Below are 23,572 nucleotides of genomic sequence, written 5' to 3' on the forward strand. Positions count from 1 at the left end.
AGCCCAACAACGTACCGGTCGACATCACCGGACGCCTCCGCCAACTGCTCCCGCAGGTCACGCTGGGAACCGCCGGCTGCGGAAAGCGACGATCCCGGTCGCGGGTCAGCGTTCGCTGACCCGCTCGGCGATCGCCCGGCCCAGCTCCGCCGTCGTCCCGGTTCCGTGCAGGTCGGGGGTCAGGGGCGCTTGTCCGGGCCCGTACGCCAGGACGTCCTCGACCGCGCCGAGCAGGTGGGCGGCGGCCTCGGGGTGGCCGAGGTGCTCGAGCATCATCGAGCCGCACCAGATCTGGCCGATCGGGTTGGCGATGCCTTTGCCTGCGATGTCGGGGGCGGAGCCGTGCACGGGCTCGAAGAGGCTCGGGTGATCACCCTCGGGGTTGATGTTGGCGCTCGGGGCGATGCCGAGCGTGCCGGTGCAGGCCGGGCCGAGGTCGGAAAGGATGTCGCCGAACAGGTTGCTGGCCACGACCACGTCGAACCACTCCGGATGGAGCACGAACTGCGCCGCGAGCGCGTCGATGTGGAACTTGTCGAGGCGGACGTCGGGGAACTGCTCGCCCATCGCGGCGACCCGCTCGTCCCAGTACGGCATGGAGATGGAGATGCCATTGCTCTTGGTGGCGGACGTCAGGTGCCGTTTCGGCCGGCGGCTCGCCTGCTCGAAGGCGAAGCGCAGGACACGGTCGACACCGACGCGGGTCATGATCGTCTCCTGCAGGACTGTCTCCCGGTCGGTGCCCTCGAAGATCCGCCCGCCCACACTGGAGTACTCGCCCTCGGTGTTCTCCCGGACGACGACGAAGTCGATGTCGCCCGGTTCCCGGCCGGCCAGGGGGCTGCGGACCCCGGGCATGAGCCGGCAGGGGCGCAGGTTCACGTACTGGTCGAAGACCCGCCGGAACTGCAGGAGGCTGCCCCAGAGCGAGACATGATCGGGTACGACCGCCGGCCAGCCGACCGCGCCGAAGTAGATGGCGTCGTAGCCGCGCAGCGTCTGCGCCCAGTCGGGTGGCAGCATCGTTCCGTGCCGCTGCCAGTAGTCGGCGCTGGCAAAGTCGAAGCTTTCGAACGTGAGCGTCAGGCCGAAGCGGTCGGCGGTGGCGTGCAGCGCGTCGAGGCCGGCGGGGACGACCTCCTTGCCGATGCCGTCGCCGGGAATGACCGCGACCCGGTGTGTGGTCACGGCGCCTCCCGCAGCGCCGCGAGGCCGCCCTGGGAGTCCTCGATGGCCAGGCGCTCCGCGGTGGCGGAGTCGCCCGCGCGCAGCGCCCGGACCAGGGCACGATGGCTGGCGTATCGCTCCAGGCCGAACGTGTCGTCCTCCGCCACCCGTTGCAGCAGCAGCTCGCGGCGCTGGGGGCGGGAGAACACGCGGCTCTGCTCGAGCATCCGGACCAGCACCGGGTTGTGCGCGCAGGCGCTGACCGTGTCGTTGAACTGCTGCATGGTGTCGAACAGCTCGGTGAGGTGCCGCTCCACCGGCCGGCCCTGCGCACTCCGCTCCTTGAGCAGGATGAGCAGGTCGTCGGCGCGGTCGAGGATGGCGTCCAGCGCGTCGAGCTGGTCTGCGGTGGCGTGTCGGGCGGCGAAGCGGGCGACGAGGCCGCGCAGGCCGACCTCCACCTCCGCGAGGTCGTCGATGGCGGCGTCGCGGATGGCGGCGACCAGCACGGTACGCGGCCCGATCCGCTCGATCAGCCCGTCGAGTTCCAGCCGGCGCAGGGCCTCGCGGACCGGTGTCGGGCTGACCGCGAGCCGCTCGGCCATGCCTCGCTCGGTCACCTTCTCCCCCGGCGCGAGCTCGCCGGTGGCGATCGCGGTGCGAACTTGACGGTACGCCTGATCGGCGAGCGTCCCGGCTGTCGTCATGGGTGGCACTCTAGCGCAAGAGATAGCAAGCCTGTTTGCAACTGTTGACGAGTTTGCTACAGCAATTTAACGTGACCGGGGACACAAGGAGGTGGACGGGTGTCCCACCGGCGGATCACGTTCTTCATCGCCCTCGCGCTGTTCGCGCAGGAGTCGACGTGGAACTTCTATGACAATCAGGTGCCCGTCCTGCTGCGCGAGCACGTGGCGAGCGCGGCGCTCGTGGGCGCGCTGATGGGGATGGACAACCTGCTGGGGATCTTCATCCAGCCCTGGATCGGCAACCGGTCGGACAACACCCGGACCCGGTGGGGGCGGCGGATCCCGTACCTCGCGGTGGGCATGCCGCTGGCCGCGCTGGTCTTCGTGCTGCTGCCGTGGACCACGTCGCTGGTCACGCTGGTCGTGGTGATGTTCTGTTACGCGCTGATCGCCAACTCCACCCGGCCGCTGGCCGAGTCGCTGGTGCCGGACTTCCTGCCCCCGGAACGGCGCAGCCGGGCGAACGCCGCCGTGAAGATCGCGACCGCGCTGACCATCATCGTCGCGTCGCTGATCAGCCTGCTCGTAGTGGACGAGCATCCGAACGCGGCCTTCGTCATCCCGTCGGTGATCATGCTGGCCGCGACGGTCGTGCTGCTCGCCAACGTGCGCGACAGCGGGTCGAGGGCCTACCAAGCCGCGGTCGCCGAGGATGCGTCCGCCGGTCCCGCCCCGGCCAGCCTCCCGCTGCGGCAGATCGTCGCCGGCCTGGTCACCGACCAGGACCGCCGCCGGCTACTGCTGCTGCTGACCGTCCTGCTCTTCGGCGGGGCGTGGTTCGCCTCACGGTCGCTGATCACCCCGTACGGCATGGAGGCCCTGGGCCTGACCCGCGGCGAGGCAGGCGGGCTCACCCTGCCCAGCGGCATCGTCTACGTGGCTGCCGCCTATCCGGCCGCGCTGCTGGCCGAGCGCTTCGGACTGCTGCGGACCATCGCCGGGGGCATGACCGTCTTCGCCGTCGCGCTGGCGGCGGGCACCGTCGTGCAGACCGCCACCGGTACGGTCGTCGCGTTCTGCGTGGCCTCCGCCGGCGCCGCCGCCTTCACGATCAACGCGGCGGTCGCACTGTGGAACCTGGCGCCGTCCAGCCGGGTGTTCGGCGCCTACACCGGTCTGTACGCGGTCACCTGGTACCTGGGCGGCTTCGGCGGCCCCGCTGTGATCGGCGCGGTGGTCGACCTCGTCGGCTGGGACGGGATGCTGCTCTACATCGCCGTGCTCGCCATGCTCGCCGTCCTCGTCGTCGTACGCCTCGGACGCCTGCAGCGTCTGCACCGGGCCACCCCGGCCGTCACCCTCACCGAAAGCAAGTGATGTCAACCATCCTCATCACCACTGACTACCTCGCCCCCGGCGACGAGGTGGACACCTACCTGACCGGCCTCGGCTTCACGACCCGGCACGACCCCATGCGGGGACCACGCCGGCCGGAGCGGCTGATCGCGGCCCTGGCCGGCGTCGAGGGGGCGCTGATCGCCAACGAGCCGATGACCGCGGAGGTACTGCGCCAGGCATCGGACCTGCGCGCCGTCGTGCGTACCGGCGTCGGGTACGACTCCGTCGACGTGGCGGCGGCTGGCCGGCTCGGAATCAGCGTGAGCAACCTGCCCGGGATCAACGCCAACGCGGTGGCCGAGTACACCATCGGGTTGCTGCTCACCCAGGCCCGGTGCCTGGTGCCGACGGCCGCCGGGGTGGCCTCCGGCGGCTGGCCCCGCACCGACGGCCACGAACTGCGCGGCAAGACGCTCGGCCTGATCGGGCGGGGCGCGGTGGCCCGGCACGTGGCGCCGCTCGCCGCCGCCTTCGGCATGACGGTGCTGTGCACCGGCAGCCTGCCCGTGCCGGTCATCCGAGTTCCGCTCGACCAGTTGCTGCGGGACTCCGACTTCGTGTCGGTGCACACCTCGCTGACCCCGCTCACCCACCACCTCATCGGCGCCGAAGCGCTGGCCCGGATGAAGCCGGGCGCGCACCTGATCAATACGGCGCGCGGGCCGATCGTCGACGAGACCGCCCTGGTCGAGGCCGTCCGGTCCGGCCGGCTGGCCGGCGCGGCCCTCGACGTCGTGGACGTGGAGCCACTGCCGGTCGACAGCATCCTGCGCGGCGTCGACGGCATCACGGTCTACTCGCACATGGCCGGGCAGACTGCCGAGGCCCGGCTGGCCGCGGGGATGGCCGGCGCCAAGGAACTCGTCGCCGCCCTCGACGGCCGGCCCGCCCACTCGCTCACCGAACCGAAGGAGCCGGCGTGACCACCAGGACAGCGGACGCGGATGTGATGGTGATCGGCGCGGGCCTGGCCGGGCTGGTGGCCACCGCTGAACTCGTCGCTGCCGGCCGGTCCGTCCTGCTGCTCGACCAGGAGCCCGAGCAGAGCCTCGGCGGCCAGGCGTTCTGGTCGTTCGGCGGACTGTTCCTGGTCGACTCGCCCGAGCAGCGCCGGATGGGCATCCGCGACTCGCACGAACTCGCCTGGCAGGACTGGCAGGGCAGCGCCGGGTTCGACCGACCCGAGGACGCCTGGCCACGGCGCTGGGCCGAGGCGTACGTCGACTTCGCCGCCGGCGAGAAACGCGGCTGGCTGCGGGGTCTCGGCATCAGGCTGTTCCCGATCGTCGGCTGGGCCGAGCGCGGGGGCTACGACGCCACCGGGCACGGCAACTCGGTGCCCCGCTTCCACGTCACCTGGGGTACGGGCCCGGGCGTTCTCGAACCCTTCATCGCGACCGTGCGGGAGGCGGCCGGACGCGGCCTCGTCCGGTTCGCCTTCCGGCACCGGGTCGACGCGCTGACCACCAGCGGCGGCGCCGTGGTGGGCGCCTCGGGCCGCGTCCTGGAACCGAGCGAGGCCGCCCGCGGCACCGCCAGCTCACGGGAGGAGACCGGCGACTTCGCCTACACCGCGCAGGCCGTCATCGTCACCTCCGGCGGCATCGGCGGCAACCACGACCTGGTCCGCCGCAACTGGCCGGAACGGCTCGGCACCCCGCCCGCACACATGATCAGCGGCGTACCCGCCCATGTGGACGGCCGGATGCTGACCATCACGCAGGACGCCGGCGGTGCCGTGATCAATCCCGACCGGATGTGGCACTACGTCGAGGGCATCCAGAACTGGAACCCGGTCTGGGACGCGCACGGCATCCGCATCCTGCCCGGGCCGTCCTCCGTCTGGCTCGACGCGCGCGGACGCCGGCTGCCGGTGCCGCTCTACCCCGGATTCGACACCCTCGGCACGCTCACCCACCTGCGCACCACCGGCCACGACCACAGCTGGTTCGTACTCACCCAGAAGATCATCGAGAAGGAGTTCGCGCTCTCCGGCTCGGAGCAGAACCCGGACCTGACCGGCCGCAGCGTCCGGCAGGTATTCGGCCGGCTCCGTGCCGGCGCGCCGGCACCGGTGGAGGCCTTCAAGCGGCACGGCGCCGACTTCGTCGTGGCCGACCGGCTGGACGAGCTGGTGAAGGGCATGAACGCGCTCACCGGCGAGCCACTGCTGGACCCGCTCGACATCCGGCGCACGATCGAGGCCCGCGACCGGCAACTGACCAACAGCTTCAGCAAGGACATGCAGATCGCGGCCATCCGCAACTTCCGCAACTACCGGGGCGACCGGCTCATGCGTACCGCGGCGCCGCACCGGTTCCTCGACCCGAAGGCCGGGCCACTGATCGCCGTACGCCTGCACGTACTCACCCGCAAGACCCTGGGCGGCCTGCACACCGACCTCGACGGCCGGGTGCTGGACGGAGCCGGGCAGCCGGTGCCCGGGCTCTACGCCGCCGGCGAGGCCAGCGGATTCGGCGGTGGCGGCATGCATGGCTACCGCGCGCTGGAAGGCACCTTCCTGGGCGGCTGTCTCTTCTCCGGACGCCGGGCAGGCCGCGCCGTGGCCACCGCCGTCGCATGACCGGCCCGTACCCGCGAAAGAAGGAAACCGTGACCCGCGACTCCGTACACATTCTCGTGCCCTCCGGCATGCTCGGCTCCGGGTTCCCGCCCGAGATCGTCGACCGTGGACTGGACCTCGGCGCCGACGTCATCGCCGTGGACGGCGGGTCCACCGACTCCGGCCCGTACTATCTGGGCACCGGCACGGCCAAGACCACCGCCGCGGCCGTGGCCCGCGACCTGCGCCTGCTGCTGCGGGCGGCGGCGAAGGCGCGCATCCCGCTGATCGTCGGCTCGTGCGGCACCAGCGGCACCGACTCCGGCGTGGACTGGGTCGCCGGGATCGCCCGCGGCATCCTGGCCGAGGAGGGGCTGGAACTGCGGGTCGCCACCATCTACAGCGAGCAGCAGGCCACCGACCTCAAGGAATACCTCGGCCAGGGCCGGATCCATCCACTCCCGCCGGCCGGCGACCTCGACCCGGCGACGCTGGAGAGCTGCCGGCACATCGTCGCGATGATGGGCCACGAGCCGATCACGGAAGCGCTGGCGGGCGGGGCCGACGTGGTGCTGGCCGGGCGCGCCACCGACACGGCCGTCGCCGCCGCGTTCCCGCTCATGGCGGGCATGCCGGCCGGCCCGACCTGGCACGCCGCCAAGATCGTCGAGTGTGGCGCGCAGTGCACCACGAACCCGCGTTCCAGCGGGGTCTTCGCCACCATCGACGCCACCGGCTTCACCATCGAGCCGCTCGACCCGGCCGTCGCCTGCACGCCCACCTCGGTCGCGGCGCACATGCTCTACGAGACCGCGGACCCGTTCTCGATGCGGGAGCCGGCCGGCACGCTGATGGTCGCCGACGCCACCTACCGGGCCCTCGACGAGCGACGGGTACGCGTGGAGGGCTCCCGGTTCGAGCCGGCCCCGTACACGAACAAGCTCGAGGGCGCCCGGATCACCGGCTACGAGACGATGTCGTTCACCGCCATCCGCGACCCGCACATCCTCGGCCAGATCACCACCTGGGCGCAGCTCCTGCGCCGGGTCACCGTCGAGCGGGTCGCCCAGACGCTCGGGCTGGGCACCGACGACTACGCCTTCGACATCCGTCTCTACGGCTACGACGCCGTGCTGGAGGCCAAGGACCCGGACACCCGGCCGCCCCGCGAGGTCGGCGTGATGCTCCTGGTCAGCGCCGCGGATCAGCAGACGGCCACCGCCATCGCGAAGATTGCCAATCCGCTGATGCTGCACCTGCCCACGCCCGACATGGACTACCTGCCCAGCCTCGCGTTCCCCTTCTCCCCCGCGGAGACCGAGCGCGGGGCGGCGTACGAGTTCGTCCTCAACCACGTCGTCGACGTGGACTCGCCCACCAGTCTGTTCCGCATCCACCTCCCGGAGGGCAGCGATGTCCGGTAACGCCAGTCCCCGTACCGTCGTCGACCTCGCGCTGGAGGTCCGGTCGAAGAACGCCGGCCCGTTCTGGGTGACGATGGAGCTGTTCATGCGCGACGCTGCCGGGTACGCCGTGGTGGCCGACCCCGGCTTCCTGGACGCGACGGTGATCGCCCGCCTCTACGGCGTACCGGCTGACACCATCCGCATCTTCCGGATACCCGAGCTGAACGTCGTCAAGATCTCGTTCCCGCGTCCCGTGGCGCAGGGCAGCCTGCGCGACCGCGACATCCACGCAGGGCAGCATCACGTCCCCCTCGCGCTGCTGCCGCTGCCGGAGCGGTTCTGACGGTGAGGCTGGCCGGGTCGGCCCGTACGTGATGAGCTGATGGCTGGCGGCAGTGGATGTGACCCTTGCGCCAAACTGGCTTCGGCTCCGCCTGAACCGGACAGGGCCTTTCTGTAGTTCGTCGCCCTCGCGACCCGCCGCCCGATCGACCTGCTACCTGACCGGGAAACGGCCACGCTCGCCGGCTGGCTGGCCAACCGTCCGCAGATCCAGGTCGTCTGCCGCGTCGGCCGCATGGTGCAGCGCCGTTGGTTCGTCGCTCTCACGTTCCGGACACGGATCGGCGCTCTCATCGGGTTGATCAGGGCGACACGGGACCTGGGTCGTCCGCCAACAGTGCGGATTCCAGGTCGTTGAGCAGGGCATGCACAGGGGCCCAGCACATCCGAACGGTGTCCAGGTCCGGCACCAGCCCGTACTGCGCCTGGTGGCGGGGGTGGACGAAATTGCGGTAGTCGCGCACCTTTTCCATGAAGTCCTTGGCATCCGTCTGGATCCACCGCCGCTGGTGGGCGTGATCCAACAGGAGATGCAGACCCACACGGTCGATGGGGATCCGGCGGCCCCGCCGATCGACGAGGCCCCTCGCCCGGGCCCCCGTATCGTGCCGCACGACGATCGAATGAAGCAGGCCTTCCACGAAGCTACCGATACCGATGATTGCCAACGCGAACGCGCCATTGCTCTGGCAGATCGACGCCTCGTCCGCACGAGCCATGAGGATGCCGACGGTGTTGTCGTCACCGTGCCCGGTGAGTCGTCCTATCCGCTGTCGGAGATCTGGCGGCTGCCCGTACAAGGGAGCGTCGCCCGCCTGATCCAACTGCCCGAGTACCGGACGGCCACCGACGTAGGTGACGGTCAGCCGCTCGGGAGCCAGGATCCGGTTGAGTTCCTCGGCAACTGGCTCTGCCGACTCGAGCCCTCCGTCGTATTCGAGCGGGTCGCAGATCCGGCAGAGCAGCCGGTCGAGCGCCGCGCTGTCGTCGGCGCGCGCGACCAGCATCTCGGTGAGCCAGGGCAACCGTGGGGAGCCGTCGTACTGCGGATCGCCGGGCCAGCGAACCCGGTGGAGGAACCGTTCGGTCTGCGCTCCGGTCCGTTCGTACGGACCGTCGATGTCACAGATCAGGCGTGCTACCCGTTCGAGGGTCAGCGGGTCGACGACGAGCATCAGTAGGCCTCCCGGTCGGCGCGCTGCTGCGCAATCTCGAGTGCTTCGGTCAGACGTTGGATGATGACGGAGCCCCGCTTACGGAACCCGAGTTCGGTCATGGCCTCCTGCAGGCGTTCGTCCCGGTCCCGTTGAAGTTGGTCGCTCAGCAACCACGCGCTGAGCCGCACCAGCTGCTCCCGGGTGTACTCGGTGATCCGGAGGCCACTCGGGACCATCGGGCGCGGGCCGCGGCGGGAGGCCGGTGGCGCTGGCGGTGGCGGTGGGGCCGTCCGGGTCGGTTCCGCTGGGCGCGCCTGGAGCTTGCCTGCGCGGTCGGCCCGGTCGACCGCTTGCTTCCACCGAGCCACGAGCCGAGCCGTCTCACCGGCGGGATCCCCGTACCAGTCGGTCGACCAGATTCGGTGGAACTCCCAGCCGAGCCGCTCCAGATGCTGCTGACGCAGCCGGTCCCGGTCCCGGGCGCTGTGTGCCCGGTGGTACGTGTGGCCGTCGGTCTCCACCGCGAGCACCATTCGGCCAGGCTGCTCCGGGTGGGCCAGCGCCAGGTCTATCCGGTACCCGGACACGCCCCACTGCGGCACGGCGCGAATGCCCTGCTGCTGTACGGCATGCAGCACGCTGCGTTCGAGGCCGTTCAGCTCGACTCCGGTGTGCTGTCGCGCGCCGAGGTCACCGTCGAGCGCGACGAACTCGAGATAGCGGCGCAGCAGTTCGGGACCGCGGTTCTTCGTCGCCGTCGTCTGGCTCGGATCCATGTCGTGGTGCGAGAAGGCGCTGACCACCGTCATCCGGCTACGCGCCCGGGTCACCGCCACGTTCAGCCGCCGCTCGCCACCCTCCTGGTTCAGCGGCCCGAACCGCAGGGGAAGCCGCCCGTCCCGGGTCTTGGCGTAACCGATGCTCAGGATGATGGCATCCCGCTCGTCGCCCTGGACGTTCTCCAGACTCTTGACGAAGAAGCGCTGGCTCGCGGCACGGTCCTGCGAGAAGAAGTCGTCGAGCTGCTCGTGTTCCCGACGTCGGCTGCGCAGCGTCGCCTCGATCCGCAGCGCGTGCTTCTGTCCCATGGTGATGACGCCGAGGCTCTCGTCGGGCCGCTGCTCCGCATGCTCCAGGACCAGGTCGACGACCCGGTCGACCTCCTCCGGCGAGGAACCCTGGCCGGGTACGACCCGACCGTCCACCACCTCGTGCCGCAGCGGACTGTCGACCCGTACGCCGGGGAAGGTGACCAGGGACCGATCGTAGATCTCGACGTTCGAGAACGCGATCAACCGCTCGTCGCGGCTGCGGTAGTGCCAGGTCAGGCGGTACCGGTCCGAGATCAGGCCGCCCAGGACGTCGAGGACCGACTCGTAGTCGTCGAGGCTCTCCTCGACGAGATCCTCGTCGTCGCCCGACGCGGACTGTTGCGCCAACCGCCGGAAGAAGGGCGTAGGGGGTAACTGCTTCGGGTCCCCGGCCACCACGAGTTGACTGCCGCGCATGATCGAGGCGACGGCGTCGTGCGGCTCGATCTGGCTCGCCTCGTCGAAGATCACCATGTCGAACAGTTGCGCGGCGGGAAGGATGCGGCTGACCACGAGCGGCGACATGGCCCAGCACGGGAAGGCGGCGAGAAGCACCTCCGGCGCGTCGCCGAGCAGCCTCCGCAGCGGCAGGTGGCGGCTCTTCTTCGCCGCCTGTTGCCGTACCAGGGTGTTCTGGTCGGGGTGGGTGTCACGGACCTTGCGTAGATTGACAGCGACGTTGCGCCGGACCCGTGCGGCCGTCCTGCCGATGTGCTCCCCGTCCGTCACCCGGAAATCCTCGACCACGCTGGCATGCTGCTTGCCGACGAACTGGCCGAGGTACGGCACCCGCATCCGCATCTCGTCGAGAACCACCTGGAGCCAGGCGTACAGCAGCCTGTCGGCCGCCTCGGCGCTCGAAGCCTGCCGGCTGGCGAGATCGTTGAGCAGGTGCGTGAGCCCCAGTGCGCGGAGCCGCTCCTGCCGCTTGTTGAGTTCCGGCATCCGGAACAGGGTGTCGCGGTCGGCTGCCAGATCGGCCACGGTGCTGGACGCGCTGGTCGCCGGCCCGCGATCGAGGCCGTCGATACGCGCGCAGGCGGCGACCGCGGCGAGATGGTTGCGCACCTGGACGAAGGAGGACATGCAAAGGTCGGCACCGGCCAGCGCGGTCGGTGCGCCGTCCTTCCGGCTGAGCTTCTGCCACCGCTCCCGTTGGTCCATCGCGGCGACCAGACCTCGATAGATCTCGGAACGTTGCCGCGGCGCGGCCGGGCAGGTTCGCCGCAGTTCGCGGCGCAGCCGCATCCGGCGCAGCAGGCCGATCGGTTCCGGCCGGCGCGGCCGGAGCCGCCTCGGCGCGACGGCGTACACGAAGTCGTCCAGGCCCGGGCCGAAGACATCGGCACCGTAGCTGGCGATGCTGCGATCCACCTTGCCGAGCAGGTCGAACAGCTCCGTCCAGGCGGCGAGGTCGTCGGGGACGTCCAGCCCGGCCCGGTCGACGAGTTCCCGAATCTGCTGTTGCGCGTCCTGTAGCGCGCCAGCGGCGAGTTGGTCGAGGTGCACCAGAACTCCGGCGACGTCGTCGGGAGTGCGGATCGCGGCCTTCGCCCAGGGCGACTCCCCGCGCCAGATCCGCAGGCCACCGCTGTCCACGTACGCCCGGAGGTCTTCCCGCGCCATCTCGATGGCGTTCCGGTCCAGCTGGCGCAGGTTGGATGCCCGCAGGTTGTAGCGGCTCACGTCGTAGGTCGGCAGGGCGAGCAGCTTCTCGATGACCTGGAATGCGCTGAGGCCCCAGGGCTGCCGGACCTCGTGCAGTTCGGCCGGGTGCCGCTGCGCGGCGTGGCGACGGTTCCGCAGCCGGTGGTGCAGTTCGGTGGCCTCGACCGGAGGCTCGGCTCCGGCCTGGGCCAGGACCTTCGCGATGCGCTCGGCCACCCGACGCTTGCTGATCTTGCGGTCGTGCAGGTCGAACACGAGGTTGTCGAGCCCGACGTCCCCGAGCCGGTTCATCACCGCTTCGATGGCGGCCCGCTTCTCGGAGACGAACAGCACGCTACGGCCCATCGCCGCCATGAAGGCGATGATGTTGGCGATCGTCTGGCTCTTGCCGGTGCCGGGTGGCCCCTCGATCACCACGTGCCGTCCGGCGAGCACGGCGTCGATGACACGCTGCTGCGACGAGTCCGCGTCGTGGACCAGGAACTCGTTAGCCGGGTCGATCCGATCGGCGCTGGAACTCGGCTCGGATGCGGGCTGGGTACGCAACCCCTGTCGGGCGGTCTGGTCTCCCGCCATCGCCCCGATCACGGGGTGGAGCGCCAGCAGTTCGGCCGAGTTTCGCAGGTCCTCGACCATGGGCAGCTTGTCGAAGCTGAAGACGCCGGCGAGCACCGCCGGTTCGAGCTGGAGGACGAGGCCACTGGGCGCAACCGCTTTGGCGATCAGCTCGTACGCGGTGTTCAGCTGCCGCCTCGGATCGGAGGTCTCGGCCAGCATCGCGGTCAGCCGGTCGCCGAGCGCGCTGATGTCCGCCTCCACGCCGTACTGTCGTTCGAGCGCGTAGAGCAGGACGGGGTTGATCTCGGGCGCCTCGGGCAGCTCCAGCGTGAAGTCGTTCTCGGTGGCGGTCCGGCTCTCCAACGCCATTTGATGCAAGATCAGGGGCGCCCGAAGCGGTTGCATCGGCACCGAGCCCCGGGTGTACGACCCGACCATGCAGACAAGCCCGCGGGCTACCCATCCGGCCTGGATACCCTGCTCCTCCTCCAACTCGACCAGTTTGCGCCGAAGTCCGCGGGCCGTCGTGCAGGCGGCATTGTGCCGGCCCTGGTCCGGAAAGAGTGCCCGCAGCCGCACTTTCTGCCCGCGCAGCAGGTCGACGATCCCGTCTTCGACCGCTCCGGCGAGGTCGAGCGTGCTGGCCTGCCGCTCCTTGAAGTAGAGCAGCGTGTTTCGGGGGCCGAAGTCGATCAGTCGATCCGCCCACCGACTCGCGGCCTGCCGGACGATGCTGAGCGCATCCGGTTGATCAAACATCATCTCGTCTCCGTCTGATGTGATGTGGTGTGCGCAGGAATCCCGCCGGACCGCCGGCGGAGGCAAAGCCCTCCAGAATAGGGCTTCGGAAAGGCTCGTCAATACGCTTGTTTCCGACAGTGGGATGTGATGGTCCCGGTCGCGAACGGCACTCACGGATTCGGTTGTGTCAGCCGTTCGAGCAGGATGCCGACGTCGTGGTGCCAGGCGTGGAGTTCGGCGAGGGTCGGCGCCAACTCGTACGTGTGGTGGTGCATGGCCCGGGAGAGCCCGTGCCATGCGGTACGGGCGAGCTGAGCCGTCGGAGCCCCCGCGAAGGACGGCAGCGCCAGGAGCTGGTGCCGCATCGGACAACCCGCGACGGTCGGAGCGGCCCGGTCCCAGTAGCGGCGTAGTCCCTTTTCCAGGGCGAGTCGGGTGAGGCAGGCGCAGCCGCGCTGCCAACACCGGCGCATGCTCGGTCTGGGCCCCACGAGCAGGCCGGCTGCCTCGTCGAGAAGCTGCTGCGGAGTCATGGCCGGCTCAACCTCCGCACTAAGCGCCGCGCGTCGTCGACCAGGGTGATAAGGCTGGCGGTGGGACCGCCGTGCGTGCCGGTGTTCGCGGCGCGGACCACCCGGGTCGCGGCGGAGTCGATCCGATTCAGCTCCGCGTTCACCTCGTCGAGACGCTTGCGGTCGCCGAGCAGGGCCAGCGCGAGCGTCGGCCGCAGACCCTGTGCCTCGCCGATCGCGGCTTCGATGTCGGCGATGGAGGTGCCGGTACGGAAGCCCCGGATCCGGATCCGCTCGTGGCAGGCGTACTCGATCGCGTCCCGGACCAGGTTGCAGACGACGGTCGTTTGCACCGTACCGGCCATCTCCTCGTCACAGGCGATGGCCCGGGCGTCGTCCAGGTAGCGCTGGGCGGGGTCGCCGCCACCGGTGACGGTGACATGTGACCGGGCGAGTCGGCTGACCGCCAGGATCCGGGCATCGAGCTGGAGGTGCCGCACAGCGGCGGGGAGTCGGTCGTCATGGGTGAAGACGATGACCTGCCGGTGCTTCGCGACGGCGGCGAACACCTGGGCGAGACCGTAGACCTTTGCCGGGTCCATGGACTGCACCGGATCGTCGATGACGAGGAACCGGAACGGGCTCTCCGGCATCGTGGCGCGCGGAAGGAAGAGTGCCAGGGCGAGGGAGTGCAGCTCACCCTGGCTCATCACACCGAGGGCAGCACCGGATACTCCGTCGACCTGCACGTCGAGGTCGACCCGCCGGGCGTTGCCGGTCCCCGCGAGCCTGATCGCGCCAAGTTGGACATTGCTGTCCTGGCGCAGGGTGTTCCAGATGCTGGTGGCCTCGGCGGCGACCGGGGCCAGCTTGTCGTCGCGGATCTTCGCCCCGATCGTCTGAAGTTCACCGACCGCCGTCTTCAAGGCCCTGAACATGTCGGCGGCGTGCCGGCTGGCGCGCTCGGTCTCTGTCCAGCTCCGGATCTGGTCGGCAACCGGCTGCCACGCCTGCCGGCGACGCTCCAGCGCCGCGCGGGCGGCGGCCTGCGCCGGCGCCAGGGCGCCGAGCAGCGTACCGAACGTCCTGGTCGCCGACGCGGCGATCGCGCCGGGGTCGGCTGTGCCGAGCAGCTTGTCCCAGCTCTGCCAGGCTGCCCGGAGGTCGGCGGTACTGACCTGCTCCGGACCGAGGTCGAGGGCGAGCGCGGGAGGTGCTGCGGGCACCGCGCGGCGCAGTGCCGCTCGTGCCTCGCGCTCGGCACGGTACGCGGCCTCGAGTTGCTCCGCTCGCTGGGTGAGCCGGTGCAGTTGGGCCTGCGCGTCGGCGGCCCAGGCCTCGTCCAGGGTGCGACCCCCGCACACCGGGCAAGGCTGGTCGGGATGGGCGGCGTGGTGCTTCAGCGCGTCGCGGAGCAGCCCGGCGAGTGCCCTGGCCTCGTCGACCGGAGTGCCAGCGAGGTCGTCGATCTGGCGCAGTGCGTCGCGGAGCCGCTCGACCCGGTCGGAGACTTCGTCCCGGTCGGGTAGGTGCAGCAGGTCAAGCTGACGCAGCGGTACGACGATCGCGTCCTCGGCGGCCTCGGCGCTGGTCGTCAGGGCTTCAAGTTGGTCAAGGTCGGCGGTCCGGCCGGCAAGAGCCTGCTCGGCGAGCCGGGCGCGCGGATCCGGGTGCTCGGCGAGCACAACCCGCAGTGTCGGAAGGCTCTCCCCGGCCTGCTTCCGCTGCTGGTCCATGTTCCGGCGGGCAGCCTTCAGCATGGTCTCGATCTCGACGAGCCGACCGAGGCCGAGAATGCGTTGCAGCGAGTCGTACATTTCGCTGGGCCTGCCCCCGATGAGCCCACCGAGTTCGGAGTAGGAGAGGAAGGGGCGGTAGAGCTCCAGCGGCCTGTCCCAGCCGAGATCGGCGACGGACTGGCGGCGCCGGCCGTGAGCCTGGAGGAAGGTGGTGCCGTCGCCCAGGCCGGCGTCGCCGGGCCAGTGGCACTCCACCAGGGCACCGTCGCGCTGCCCTTCCACCCCGAGGCGTACCCGGATCCGGGATTCGCCGCTGGCGTGCAGGTTGCGCCAGCCCTGCTGCCAGATGCTGCTGCGGCCGGCCCAGCGCTTGTTGTCACCGGTGAGGGCGAACTCGGCGGCTTCGGCGAAGCTCGACTTGCCGGAACCGTTGCGGCCGGTGACGATCGTCAGCCCTGGTCCGGGGTGGAGGTTCAGGGTGGCGGTGGGTCCGATGCCACGGAACCCGGTCACCTCGATGCTGGCGAGATAGGTGCCGATCGGCTCGGCGGGCTCGCCGTCCGCTTCGGGCGCCCGGGGTCGCCGCGGCGTTATCCCGCCTAGAACAGCGCCAAGTTCCTCCTCGCCGAGCAGGGCGGCGACGATGAGGTTCTCGGCGGTCGTGGGCAGGGCTGCCTGGTCGAGGTGATCGAGGATGAACTGGTCGACGGTGGTGTGTGGGTCGGCTGTCATGTCGTGCCTCCTCATCACGTGGGTGGGGTGACGGGCCGCATCACCGGCGGTGGCCGGCGGTGATGCGGCATCCCGTCCTGAGGTGCCGTCAGGGGTACTCGGACCGACCGGAGCTACCGGCCCCGGATCTTGCGCCCGCTCTCCGAGTCGGGGTAGAGGATGGCGTCGGCGACTCGGCCGCCGGAGTCCTTGGCGCCGCCGCCGAAGTTGAGGACGCCGGCCGCGTTGGCGCTGGCGGCCACGCCGTCCCAGTACCGGGCCTCCCGCTCCCACCGGACGCCCGCCAGCAGGTCGGACAGGTCCGCGTCGGCCAGCGGGAGGCCGGTGGTGGCCCAGCCGGTGGCCTGGTGTGCGGCGATGCCGATCCCGGCCAGCACCGCCGGGGCGGAGGCGGCGGACCGGCCGGCGAGCTGCGGGTGGAGCTGGGTGAGCAGTCCGGACAGCAGCGGTACGACCCGCCGCCGCACCTGCTCGGCGGTCAAGCCAGCGGGAAGGTCGTCGGCCCGGACGGTGGCCGACGAGAGCGCCAGCCCGGGTCGGCCGTAGATGGTGGTGACGACGAGGACCCGCAGCGCGGAGAGCGTGACCAGTTCCGGGTCGGTCTTGGTGAGCTGCCGCTTGCGAGACTGGACGAGCCTGGTGAACGGGACCATCTCGCCGTCGTGCTCGACCTTGACCGCCTCGGCGACCCGGTGCGCGAGCTGGGTGCCGAAGTCCCGCTGGTCCATGGACATGGCGAGGTTCTTGTCGACCGAGACGCCCTCGACGTTGCGGTCGTAGAAGATCTGCCGGGCGTCCTCGACGCCGAGTCCCCAGTAGAGCTCGAACGGCAGCCGGACGGTGTTGAGCTGCTGATAGGTCGTGCCGTACCGGTCGGGGTCGTCGTAGAGCTCGTGCAGGGCGGTCACCTGGGTCTCGCCGTCGATCGCGACGACCGGCGATCCGGCGAGCAGGGTGATGCGCCGGATGCCGCTGCCAGGGACAAGTTCGTCGCTGACCGCGCCGGGGTCGTCGGCGAGCCAGAGCGTGATCGGCGGGGTCGACCAGCCGGAGCCGAAGTCTCCGTTGATGCCGGAGGCGATGTAGCGGGCGTAGCTGGCGACGTTGCGCCCCTTCTGGCTGGCCTTCAGGGTGCGCTGCACCAGGGAGCGAATCTCCGCGTGGCGGCGGATCGCCCCCGGCGAGAACTTCATCGCCCGCCTGTCCTCCTCGACCTTCGGCGACGGGACGAGCTGAAGAAGCGCCGGCAGCCCGATCGTGCCGACCACCGCGTCGGCGCGGAACGGGGTGACGGTGAGCTGGATGCCTTCGACGGCAGCGGTGGGCATGGTGATGGACACGAAGGGTCCTCCAGAGGCGGGGGTGAACAGGCCTGTCCGGTACGCGGACAGGGGAGATCAGCGGCGACCGAGCGGGGAGCCCAGTCTGCCGTCACTGAAAACACCGTAGCACCACTGTCAAATGAAAGCACTGTCAAAGCGTTTACACGCTTCCGAGGTCGTGTAAGGTGTGCGAACGAGCAGTGCAGACGACCGAACAGGACGCCCATGCCACAGTCCAGCCAGGTGACCGCCGCCGAGATCTCCCGGCTGGCCGGCGTCACCCGTGCCACCGTGAGCAACTGGCGTCGGCGTCACCCGGACTTCCCCGCGCCGACGGGCGGAACGGAGACGAGCCCGGCGTACGACCTGGCGGCGGTCCGGGCCTGGCTCGCCGCACGCGGTCAACTGCCCGCAGCGTCCTCGGCCGACGACCTGCGCACCGCCCTGCGTGCCTCCGCATCCGACGTCGCACACCGCAGCACACTCCTCCCGCTCGTCGTCGCCGTGAGTCGCGTTGCCGACACAGTGCGGAAAGCCGCCGAACTTACCGATGACCGGCTACCCGGATGGGCAGAGCGGACAGCCCGGTCGCACGCCGCAGGCATCCCCGGCACCGGAAATCTGACCTACCACGCCAGCGAGGTCGGGCTACTTCGCGCGCTGCTGCGCTGCATCGCCGAAGAGGGGCCGGCGCGGACGCTGGACGTGCTCGCCGAGGGCGATCTCAACGACCCCAAGGCGAGTGGTCAGTACCTGACCCCGCAGCCGGTGGCCGACCTGATCGCCGACCTCCTCGCCGGCCCTGGCGAGCCGTACCCGGAAAAGGTCTTCGACCCCGCGTGCGGCGGCGGCAGCCTGCTCCTGGCCGCCGCCGCACGCGGGGCCGCCGAGGTGTACGGCCAGGATGTCGTGCCGGCGGTGGCCGCGCAGGCCGCCGCCCGGCTAGCGATCCAGGCCGAGGGAACAAGGCCACAGATCGAGGTCGGCGACAGCATGCGGCACGACGCGTTCCCGGCGCTGGCCGCCGACGCCGTGCTCTGCGCGCCGCCCTACGGCCAGCGCGACTGGGGCCACGAGGACCTGGCCTACGACCCGCGCTGGTTGTTCGGTCTGCCGCCGAAGGGCGAACCGGAACTCGCCTGGCTACAGCACTGTCTCGCGCACCTGAGTCCGGGCGGTCGTGCGGTGCTGCTGATGCCACCCGGTCCCGCATTCCGACCGTCGGGCCGGCGGATCAGGGCCGAGATGGTCCGCAGTGGAGCGTTACGTGCCGTGCTCGCGCTGCCCGTCGGTGTCGCCCAACCGCTGCACATCAGCCTGCACCTGTGGCTGCTCGAACGGCCGCACCCGCAGGCGGTCCTGCCGCCGACCGTGCTCATGCTGGACGCCGCCTCCCCGGAGCCGGGTCGCGTCGCCGACGGGTCGGGCGGGCGCCCCGGGTCGGACTGGTCCGCGCTGCGCGGCGCGGTGCTCGGCGCCTGGCACGATTTCGACCGGCAGCCGGAAAACTTCGAGCCGATCCCCGGCACGGCGCGGGCGGTGCCGGTCGTCGACCTGCTCGACGAGGCGGTGGATCTCACTCCGACTCGACATGTCCGGGCCGCGCCGGTCCCGGCCAAGCCAGACGAGCTTGCCGAGCTGGCGTACGAGCTGCGTAGCCGGCTGCGGCGGGCGGCGAGCGGCCTGGCAAGGCTCAGCGGTGGGCAGTCCTGGCCACCGGCCGGCGCCGAGGCGGTCTCCTGGCGTACCGCAAGCGTCGCCGACCTGCTCCGGGGCGAGGCGCTGACGCTGCTCCGCGCCCCAGCGGTGATCCGCGGCCCCGCCCCCGCCGGGCGGGAGACCGGCCCGGCACGCGTCCTCACCTCCCGGGACGTGGTGTCCCGCCGGCCTGCCTCCGGCGCCGCGGACGACGAACCCTCGGACGAGGACATCGAGATCCGGCCGGGAGACGTCATCTTTCCCGAGCTGCTGCACGAGGGTGCCGGCGCCGCCCGGGTCGCCGATTCCGGCGATGCCGGCTGCCTGCTCGGCCGAGCCCTGCACCTCCTTCGGCCGGATCCGGCCCGACTCGACCCGTGGTTCCTCGCCGGATTCCTCTCCGCCGAGGACAATCTGAGCGCGGCGTCGTCCGGCACCTCCGTGGTGCGGGTCGATCCGCGCCGGCTGCGGATCCCGCTGCTCCCGCTCGCCGAACAGCAGCGGTACGGCCGGGCGTTCCGCCAGCTCCACGTGATGCGTACGGCGGCGGATCTCGCCAACCGGCTCGCCGACGAGACCGCCCGTACCCTGGCCGCCGGCCTCACCGGCGGCGCCCTGCTCCCACCCGACGGCACTTCGGAAGGACCCCGTTGAGCACCAGGAAACACACCGAACTGGCTAACCACGCCTGGTCGGTCGCCGATCTGCTACGCGGCGACTACAAGCAGTCCGACTACGGCAAGGTGATCCTGCCGTTCACGGTGCTCCGCCGGCTGGAGTGTGTGCTGGCGCCGACCCGGGACAAGGTGCGGGAGACGTACCAGAAGTTCGAGGGCCGGGACGATGTGGACGTGGCCCGGTTCCTGCGCCGCGCCGCCGGGCACAGCTTCTACAACATCAGCGGCTACACGCTGAAGTCGGTCGCCGCCGACCCGGCCCAGACCATGAAGCACCTGCTCGCCTACATCGGGGCGTTCTCGGAGAACGCGCAGGAGGTGCTGCACCGGTACGAGTTCCCGCAGCAGATCCGCCGGCTCGACGGCGCGAACCTGCTCTACCGGGTGGTCGGCCGCTTCGCGGACCTGGACCTGGACCCGGTCCAGCGCGACCCGAAGACCGGCGAGATCCTGCTCGACGACCGCGGTCAGCCCAGGGTCAACGTCTCGAACCACCAGATGGGGTACGTCTTCGAGGAGCTGATCCGGCGCTTCGCCGAACAGTCGAACGAGACCGCCGGTGAGCACTTCACCCCGCGCGAGGTCATCGAGCTGATGGTGAACCTGCTGATCGCCCCGGACGACGACGCGCTGAGCGTGCCGGGAGTGGCACGGACGGTCATGGACCCGGCCTGCGGCACCGGCGGCATGCTCTCCGCCGCCGAGGAGCACATCAAGATGCTGAACCCGGCCGCCACGGTGCGGGTCTTCGGCCAGGAGTTGAATCCGGAGTCCTGGGCGATCTGCCGATCCGACATGATGATCAAGGGCCAGGACCCGGAGGACATCAAGTTCGGCAACTCGTTCAGCGACGACGGGCACAAGCGCGAGCACTTCGACTATCTGCTGGCCAACCCGCCGTTCGGGGTGGAGTGGAAGAAGGTCAAGGAGGATGTCGAGCGCGAGTACGAGCAGCAGGGCGAGAGCGGCCGGTTCGGTGCCGGCCTGCCCCGAATCAACGACGGGTCGCTGCTCTTCCTGCAACACATGATTTCAAAAATGAAACCGGTGACCGCCGACGGCAAGGGTGGCAGCCGGATCGCGATCGTCTTCAACGGCTCACCGCTCTTCACCGGGGCGGCCGAGTCCGGCGAGTCCCGGATCCGGCAGTGGATTCTGGAGAGCGACCTGCTGGAGGGGATCGTCGCGCTGCCGGACCAGCTCTTCTACAACACCGGCATCTCGACGTACTTCTGGATCCTCACCAACCGCAAGCTCCCCGACCACCGGGGCAAGGTGATCCTGCTCGACGCCCGGGACTACTTCGCCAAGATGCGCAAGTCGCTCGGCGACAAGCGGAAGTACCTGACGGACGAGCAGATCAAGGAGATCACCCGGCTCTACGGCGAGGCGCTGCACGCCGCCGCCGACCCGGAGCACCCGCAGCACCAGAAGGTGAAGGTCTTCGCCAACGAGGACTTCGGCTATCGCCGGATCACCGTCGAGCGGCCACTCAAGCTCCGCTTCGAGGTCACCGAGGAGACCCTGACTCGGTCCCGCGACTCGAAGCCGATCGGGAAGGCGCTGGACGTCGACGCGTTCGAGACCGCGTTGAAGCCGCTGGTCGGGCGGTCGTGGGGGACCAAGCGTGCGGCCTGGGACGCGGTCCGGTCGGCGATGGCCGAGGCCGGAGTGCTCTGGCCGAGCGGCGCCCCGTTCCAGAAGGCGCTGCGGGAGGTCCTGGGCGTGCGTGACCCGGAGGGCGAGGTGCAGATGGTCAAGGGCGAGCCGGAGCCGGACCCCGAGTTGCGCGACTACGAGAACGTGCCGCTGCACGAGGACGTCGAGGAATACCTGCGCCGCGAGGTGCTGCCACACGTCCCGGACGCCTGGATCGACCACACCAAAACCAAGATCGGGTACGAGATCCCGTTTACTCGGCATTTCTACGTGTACAAGCCTCCGAGGCCGTTGGCTGAGATCGACGCCGAACTCAGGGCGCTTGAGGCCGAGATTCAGGCACTCCTGGGCGAGGTGACGGAGTGACATTCCCTATGATTCGGCTAAAACGCGTCTGCCGATTGCAGGGAGGGCTGACCGTTGACGCGTCGCGGGATGTCACTGGGGATGTCGCGACACGGCCCTACCTGCGCGTTGCCAATGTGCAAGCAGGCCGGCTGGAACTAGATTCCGTCACCGAGATCAGCGTGCCGCGGCGAATGGCGGAGGCAAGCGCACTTCAATTTGGTGACGTCCTAATGACCGAGGGAGGCGACCTCGACAAACTCGGGCGCGGGACGATGTGGCGGGAAGAAATATCCGATTGCCTGCACCAGAATCATGTCTTCGCCCTTCGACCCCACCGGAATGCTCTCGACCCAAGATTCCTTGCTTACGTGACCCAGGCGTCACCCAGCCGCCACTATTTCGAAAGCACAGGAACCAGGACTACTAATCTCGCTTCGACCAGCAGCTCGAAGATCCTCGATCTACCCATTCCATATCCGCCCTTGCATGAACAGCGGCGCATCGCCGACTTCCTCGACGCCGAAACTCTCCATATCGACAAGCTAGTGGCGACCAAGAGGCGCGCATCGCTGCTAATCGACGAACGCCGGAATTCGCTCGCTAGCCACTTATGCCTTCGCGGCCTAAACCCTTGCGAAAAAATGCGAGATAGCGACATTGGCCCACTCGGGCAAATCCCATCTAGCTGGAGGGTTGCTCGAAACAAGTCCTTCCTTGCAGAGGTAGCCGACCTGTCAGAGAACGGCAAGGAGGAGCTACTTTCCGTCTCCCACCTGACTGGCGTGACGCCTCGCAGCGAAAAAACAGTGTACATGTTTATGGCCGATTCCCTGACAGGTTACAAAATTTGCCGAAAAGGCGATCTTGTCATAAATACACTTTGGGCCTGGATGGGAGCACTTGGAGTGTCCAAATATAGCGGGATCGTTAGCCCAGCCTATGGAGTCTATCGCTTCACTTCGGACGAGACTGTGCCCGGCTACTTCGACCACCTCTACCGAACGCCCGAGTACGTTTGCGAGATGACAAGACACTCCAAGGGAGTTTGGACATCGCGCCTCCGCCTCTATCCGGAGTCATTCCTCGCATTGAAAGCACCGATTCCTTCTCGGCAAGAACAGGAGCGAATCGTGAAGGCCATCGCTAAGGAGACAGAACCTGCGGTGCGACTTCAAGGGGCGATCCAACAATCAATCGCGTTGATCGCCGACAGGCGACAGGCGTTGATTACAGCGGCAGTGACGGGGCAGATTGATGTCTCCACCGCTAGCGGGCGCGGAGTCACGGAGGGGACCTCGTCATGACTACTTACCAGCAGCTCGGCGCAGCCGTCGCCCTACACCCCGGAAAGCGTTGAAGTGTCGTGACAGTACACCAGCACGTGGTCCCGTGCCGTTCATAAGCCGGGTGCGGATCGAGAACTACTGTCGGGCTTGAGAAAATCAGCTCGGTAGCGCAGGCTTCCCCTGCAGGATGGACACGCCGTCGTGCGAGCGTACGGCCGGCTCGGTTCCGCTCAGCGCGTCGAGCACCCGGATGGCGTACGCCTCGGCCATGTGACTGCTGACGCGATCGCGGGCCCACCACTCGACCCGGGTGGCTTCCTCCGTTGGATGGAGCTGACCGCCGGCCACCCGGGCGCGAAAGACGAGTGCAACGATGCCACGCGGCATGTTCTGATAGATACCGGTGAGCCGCTCGGGCTCGATTTCCAGGCCGGTTTCCTCCCGGACCTCGCGACGCAGCCCGTCGATAATCGACTCTCCGCGTTCGAGAACGCCGCCCGGAGGCTCCCAACGGCCGTTGTCTCGGCGCCTGATCACGAGGATCTGGGTGCGGTCGTTGACGACAACGGCAGCGACGCTGACGGAGTGACCCAAACTGGCTGACATCGCCTGGATAGTTGGTGCGTTACCGGAGGGTGCCGGCAGCCTTCAGGATGCTGGCAAGCGCGGTCCAGGCGGCGGCGTCGAATGTCAGCATCCCGGCGGTAGGTGCCTTGGAGTCGCGTAAGTCGACTTGGGCGCCTCGGTCGCGTACCTCGACGCACTGGCCGTTGCTGCCGGAGCGGCTCGACTTGCGCCAGGCGTTACGGCCCATACTTG

At 69.5% G+C, this 23,572-nt stretch carries 17 protein-coding genes; 8 read left to right on the forward strand and 9 right to left on the reverse strand.

Translation table 11 applies throughout. From position 1 onward, the window contains the following. Positions 1-105: 105 nt before the first annotated feature. Together R6Y94_RS43045 and R6Y94_RS43050 are read right to left on the reverse strand one after the other, a co-directional pair. Positions 106-1,188 carry a tartrate dehydrogenase gene (locus R6Y94_RS43045; protein WP_318403019.1) on the reverse strand — a complete coding sequence of 361 codons (1,083 nt, stop codon included), beginning with the start codon at positions 1,186-1,188 and terminating at the stop codon, positions 106-108. Beyond that, a complete protein-coding gene (locus R6Y94_RS43050) occupies positions 1,185-1,874 on the reverse strand; it encodes a GntR family transcriptional regulator (RefSeq protein WP_318403021.1) in 690 nt (229 codons plus the stop codon). The genes R6Y94_RS43045 and R6Y94_RS43050 overlap by 4 nt, the downstream gene beginning before the upstream one ends. A 99-nt stretch (positions 1,875-1,973) precedes the next feature. Here R6Y94_RS43050 and R6Y94_RS43055 point away from each other — a divergent pair, with 99 nt between their 5' ends. From R6Y94_RS43055 to R6Y94_RS43075, 5 genes are read left to right on the forward strand one after another with little or no spacing between them, the layout of a single operon-like run. Next, positions 1,974-3,233, forward strand: a complete 1,260-nt coding sequence (locus R6Y94_RS43055) for an MFS transporter (RefSeq protein WP_318403023.1) — start codon at positions 1,974-1,976, stop codon at positions 3,231-3,233. Then, positions 3,233-4,177, forward strand: a complete 945-nt coding sequence (locus R6Y94_RS43060) for a phosphoglycerate dehydrogenase (protein ID WP_318403024.1) — start codon at positions 3,233-3,235, stop codon at positions 4,175-4,177. The genes R6Y94_RS43055 and R6Y94_RS43060 overlap by 1 nt, the downstream gene beginning before the upstream one ends. Next, on the forward strand, positions 4,174-5,838 hold the full coding sequence (locus R6Y94_RS43065) for an FAD-binding dehydrogenase (RefSeq protein WP_318403026.1): 1,665 nt from the start codon (positions 4,174-4,176) through the stop codon (positions 5,836-5,838). The genes R6Y94_RS43060 and R6Y94_RS43065 overlap by 4 nt, the downstream gene beginning before the upstream one ends. A gap of 29 nt (positions 5,839-5,867) precedes the next feature. Then, entirely contained in the window at positions 5,868-7,241 is a 1,374-nt protein-coding gene (locus R6Y94_RS43070; protein WP_318403027.1) for an acyclic terpene utilization AtuA family protein, read from the forward strand. After that, a complete protein-coding gene (locus R6Y94_RS43075; protein ID WP_318403029.1) occupies positions 7,231-7,566 on the forward strand; it encodes a DUF4387 domain-containing protein in 336 nt (111 codons plus the stop codon). The genes R6Y94_RS43070 and R6Y94_RS43075 overlap by 11 nt, the downstream gene beginning before the upstream one ends. A 301-nt stretch (positions 7,567-7,867) precedes the next feature. Here the strand turns inward: R6Y94_RS43075 and R6Y94_RS43080 are convergent, their stop codons facing one another. From R6Y94_RS43080 to R6Y94_RS43100, 5 genes are all read right to left on the reverse strand, one after another. Beyond that, a complete protein-coding gene (locus tag R6Y94_RS43080) occupies positions 7,868-8,740 on the reverse strand; it encodes a hypothetical protein (protein WP_318403031.1) in 873 nt (290 codons plus the stop codon). Beyond that, positions 8,740-12,801 (reverse strand): AAA domain-containing protein, encoded by a 4,062-nt coding sequence (locus R6Y94_RS43085; RefSeq protein WP_318403032.1) that lies wholly within the window; start codon positions 12,799-12,801, stop codon positions 8,740-8,742. Before R6Y94_RS43085 ends, R6Y94_RS43080 begins: the two co-directional genes overlap by 1 nt. Positions 12,802-12,950: 149 nt before the next feature. Then, a complete protein-coding gene (locus tag R6Y94_RS43090) occupies positions 12,951-13,313 on the reverse strand; it encodes a hypothetical protein (protein WP_318403034.1) in 363 nt (120 codons plus the stop codon). Then, positions 13,310-15,763: an AAA family ATPase gene (locus tag R6Y94_RS43095; protein WP_318403035.1), complete on the reverse strand. Its 2,454-nt coding sequence runs from the start codon at positions 15,761-15,763 to the stop codon at positions 13,310-13,312. Before R6Y94_RS43095 ends, R6Y94_RS43090 begins: the two co-directional genes overlap by 4 nt. Before the next feature lie 113 nt (positions 15,764-15,876). Continuing rightward, positions 15,877-17,103, reverse strand: a complete 1,227-nt coding sequence (locus tag R6Y94_RS43100; RefSeq protein WP_318403037.1) for a DNA sulfur modification protein DndB — start codon at positions 17,101-17,103, stop codon at positions 15,877-15,879. A 207-nt stretch (positions 17,104-17,310) separates the two neighbouring features. On the opposite strand from R6Y94_RS43100, the gene R6Y94_RS43105 reads away from it, so the two are divergent. Genes R6Y94_RS43105 through R6Y94_RS43115 form a run of 3 tightly spaced genes read left to right on the forward strand, consistent with a single transcriptional unit; the run spans position 17,311 to position 22,771 of the window. Beyond that, positions 17,311-19,437, forward strand: a complete 2,127-nt coding sequence (locus tag R6Y94_RS43105; protein WP_318403039.1) for an N-6 DNA methylase — start codon at positions 17,311-17,313, stop codon at positions 19,435-19,437. After that, a complete protein-coding gene (locus R6Y94_RS43110) occupies positions 19,434-21,485 on the forward strand; it encodes a class I SAM-dependent DNA methyltransferase (RefSeq protein ID WP_318403040.1) in 2,052 nt (683 codons plus the stop codon). The genes R6Y94_RS43105 and R6Y94_RS43110 overlap by 4 nt, the downstream gene beginning before the upstream one ends. Further along, complete coding sequence (locus R6Y94_RS43115; protein WP_318403042.1) at positions 21,482-22,771, forward strand: restriction endonuclease subunit S; 1,290 nt, start codon at positions 21,482-21,484, stop codon at positions 22,769-22,771. Before R6Y94_RS43110 ends, R6Y94_RS43115 begins: the two co-directional genes overlap by 4 nt. 138 nt (positions 22,772-22,909) lie before the next feature. On the opposite strand, the gene R6Y94_RS43120 is transcribed toward R6Y94_RS43115, so the two are convergent. Both R6Y94_RS43120 and R6Y94_RS43125 read right to left on the reverse strand, forming a co-directional pair. Then, a complete protein-coding gene (locus tag R6Y94_RS43120; protein WP_318403044.1) occupies positions 22,910-23,359 on the reverse strand; it encodes an NUDIX hydrolase in 450 nt (149 codons plus the stop codon). A 19-nt stretch (positions 23,360-23,378) separates the two neighbouring features. Next, entirely contained in the window at positions 23,379-23,567 is a 189-nt protein-coding gene (locus tag R6Y94_RS43125) for a DUF397 domain-containing protein (protein WP_318403045.1), read from the reverse strand. Between the last annotated feature and the right edge of the window lie 5 nt (positions 23,568-23,572).

It is taken from the genome of Plantactinospora sp. KLBMP9567 (assembly GCF_033446045.1).
Classification (GTDB): domain Bacteria; phylum Actinomycetota; class Actinomycetes; order Mycobacteriales; family Micromonosporaceae; genus Plantactinospora.

Coding starts and splice junctions, on each gene's coding strand:
- R6Y94_RS43105 (WP_318403039.1), top strand. CDS start 17,311: ATGCCACAGTCCAGCCAGGTGACCGCCGCCGAGATCTCCCGGCTGGCC.
- R6Y94_RS43090 (WP_318403034.1), bottom strand. CDS start 13,313: ATGACTCCGCAGCAGCTTCTCGACGAGGCAGCCGGCCTGCTCGTGGGG.
- R6Y94_RS43125 (WP_318403045.1), bottom strand. CDS start 23,567: ATGGGCCGTAACGCCTGGCGCAAGTCGAGCCGCTCCGGCAGCAACGGC.
- R6Y94_RS43075 (WP_318403029.1), top strand. CDS start 7,231: ATGTCCGGTAACGCCAGTCCCCGTACCGTCGTCGACCTCGCGCTGGAG.
- R6Y94_RS43120 (WP_318403044.1), bottom strand. CDS start 23,359: ATGTCAGCCAGTTTGGGTCACTCCGTCAGCGTCGCTGCCGTTGTCGTC.
- R6Y94_RS43085 (WP_318403032.1), bottom strand. CDS start 12,801: ATGATGTTTGATCAACCGGATGCGCTCAGCATCGTCCGGCAGGCCGCG.
- R6Y94_RS43060 (WP_318403024.1), top strand. CDS start 3,233: ATGTCAACCATCCTCATCACCACTGACTACCTCGCCCCCGGCGACGAG.
- R6Y94_RS43080 (WP_318403031.1), bottom strand. CDS start 8,740: ATGCTCGTCGTCGACCCGCTGACCCTCGAACGGGTAGCACGCCTGATC.
- R6Y94_RS43095 (WP_318403035.1), bottom strand. CDS start 15,763: ATGACAGCCGACCCACACACCACCGTCGACCAGTTCATCCTCGATCAC.
- R6Y94_RS43050 (WP_318403021.1), bottom strand. CDS start 1,874: ATGACGACAGCCGGGACGCTCGCCGATCAGGCGTACCGTCAAGTTCGC.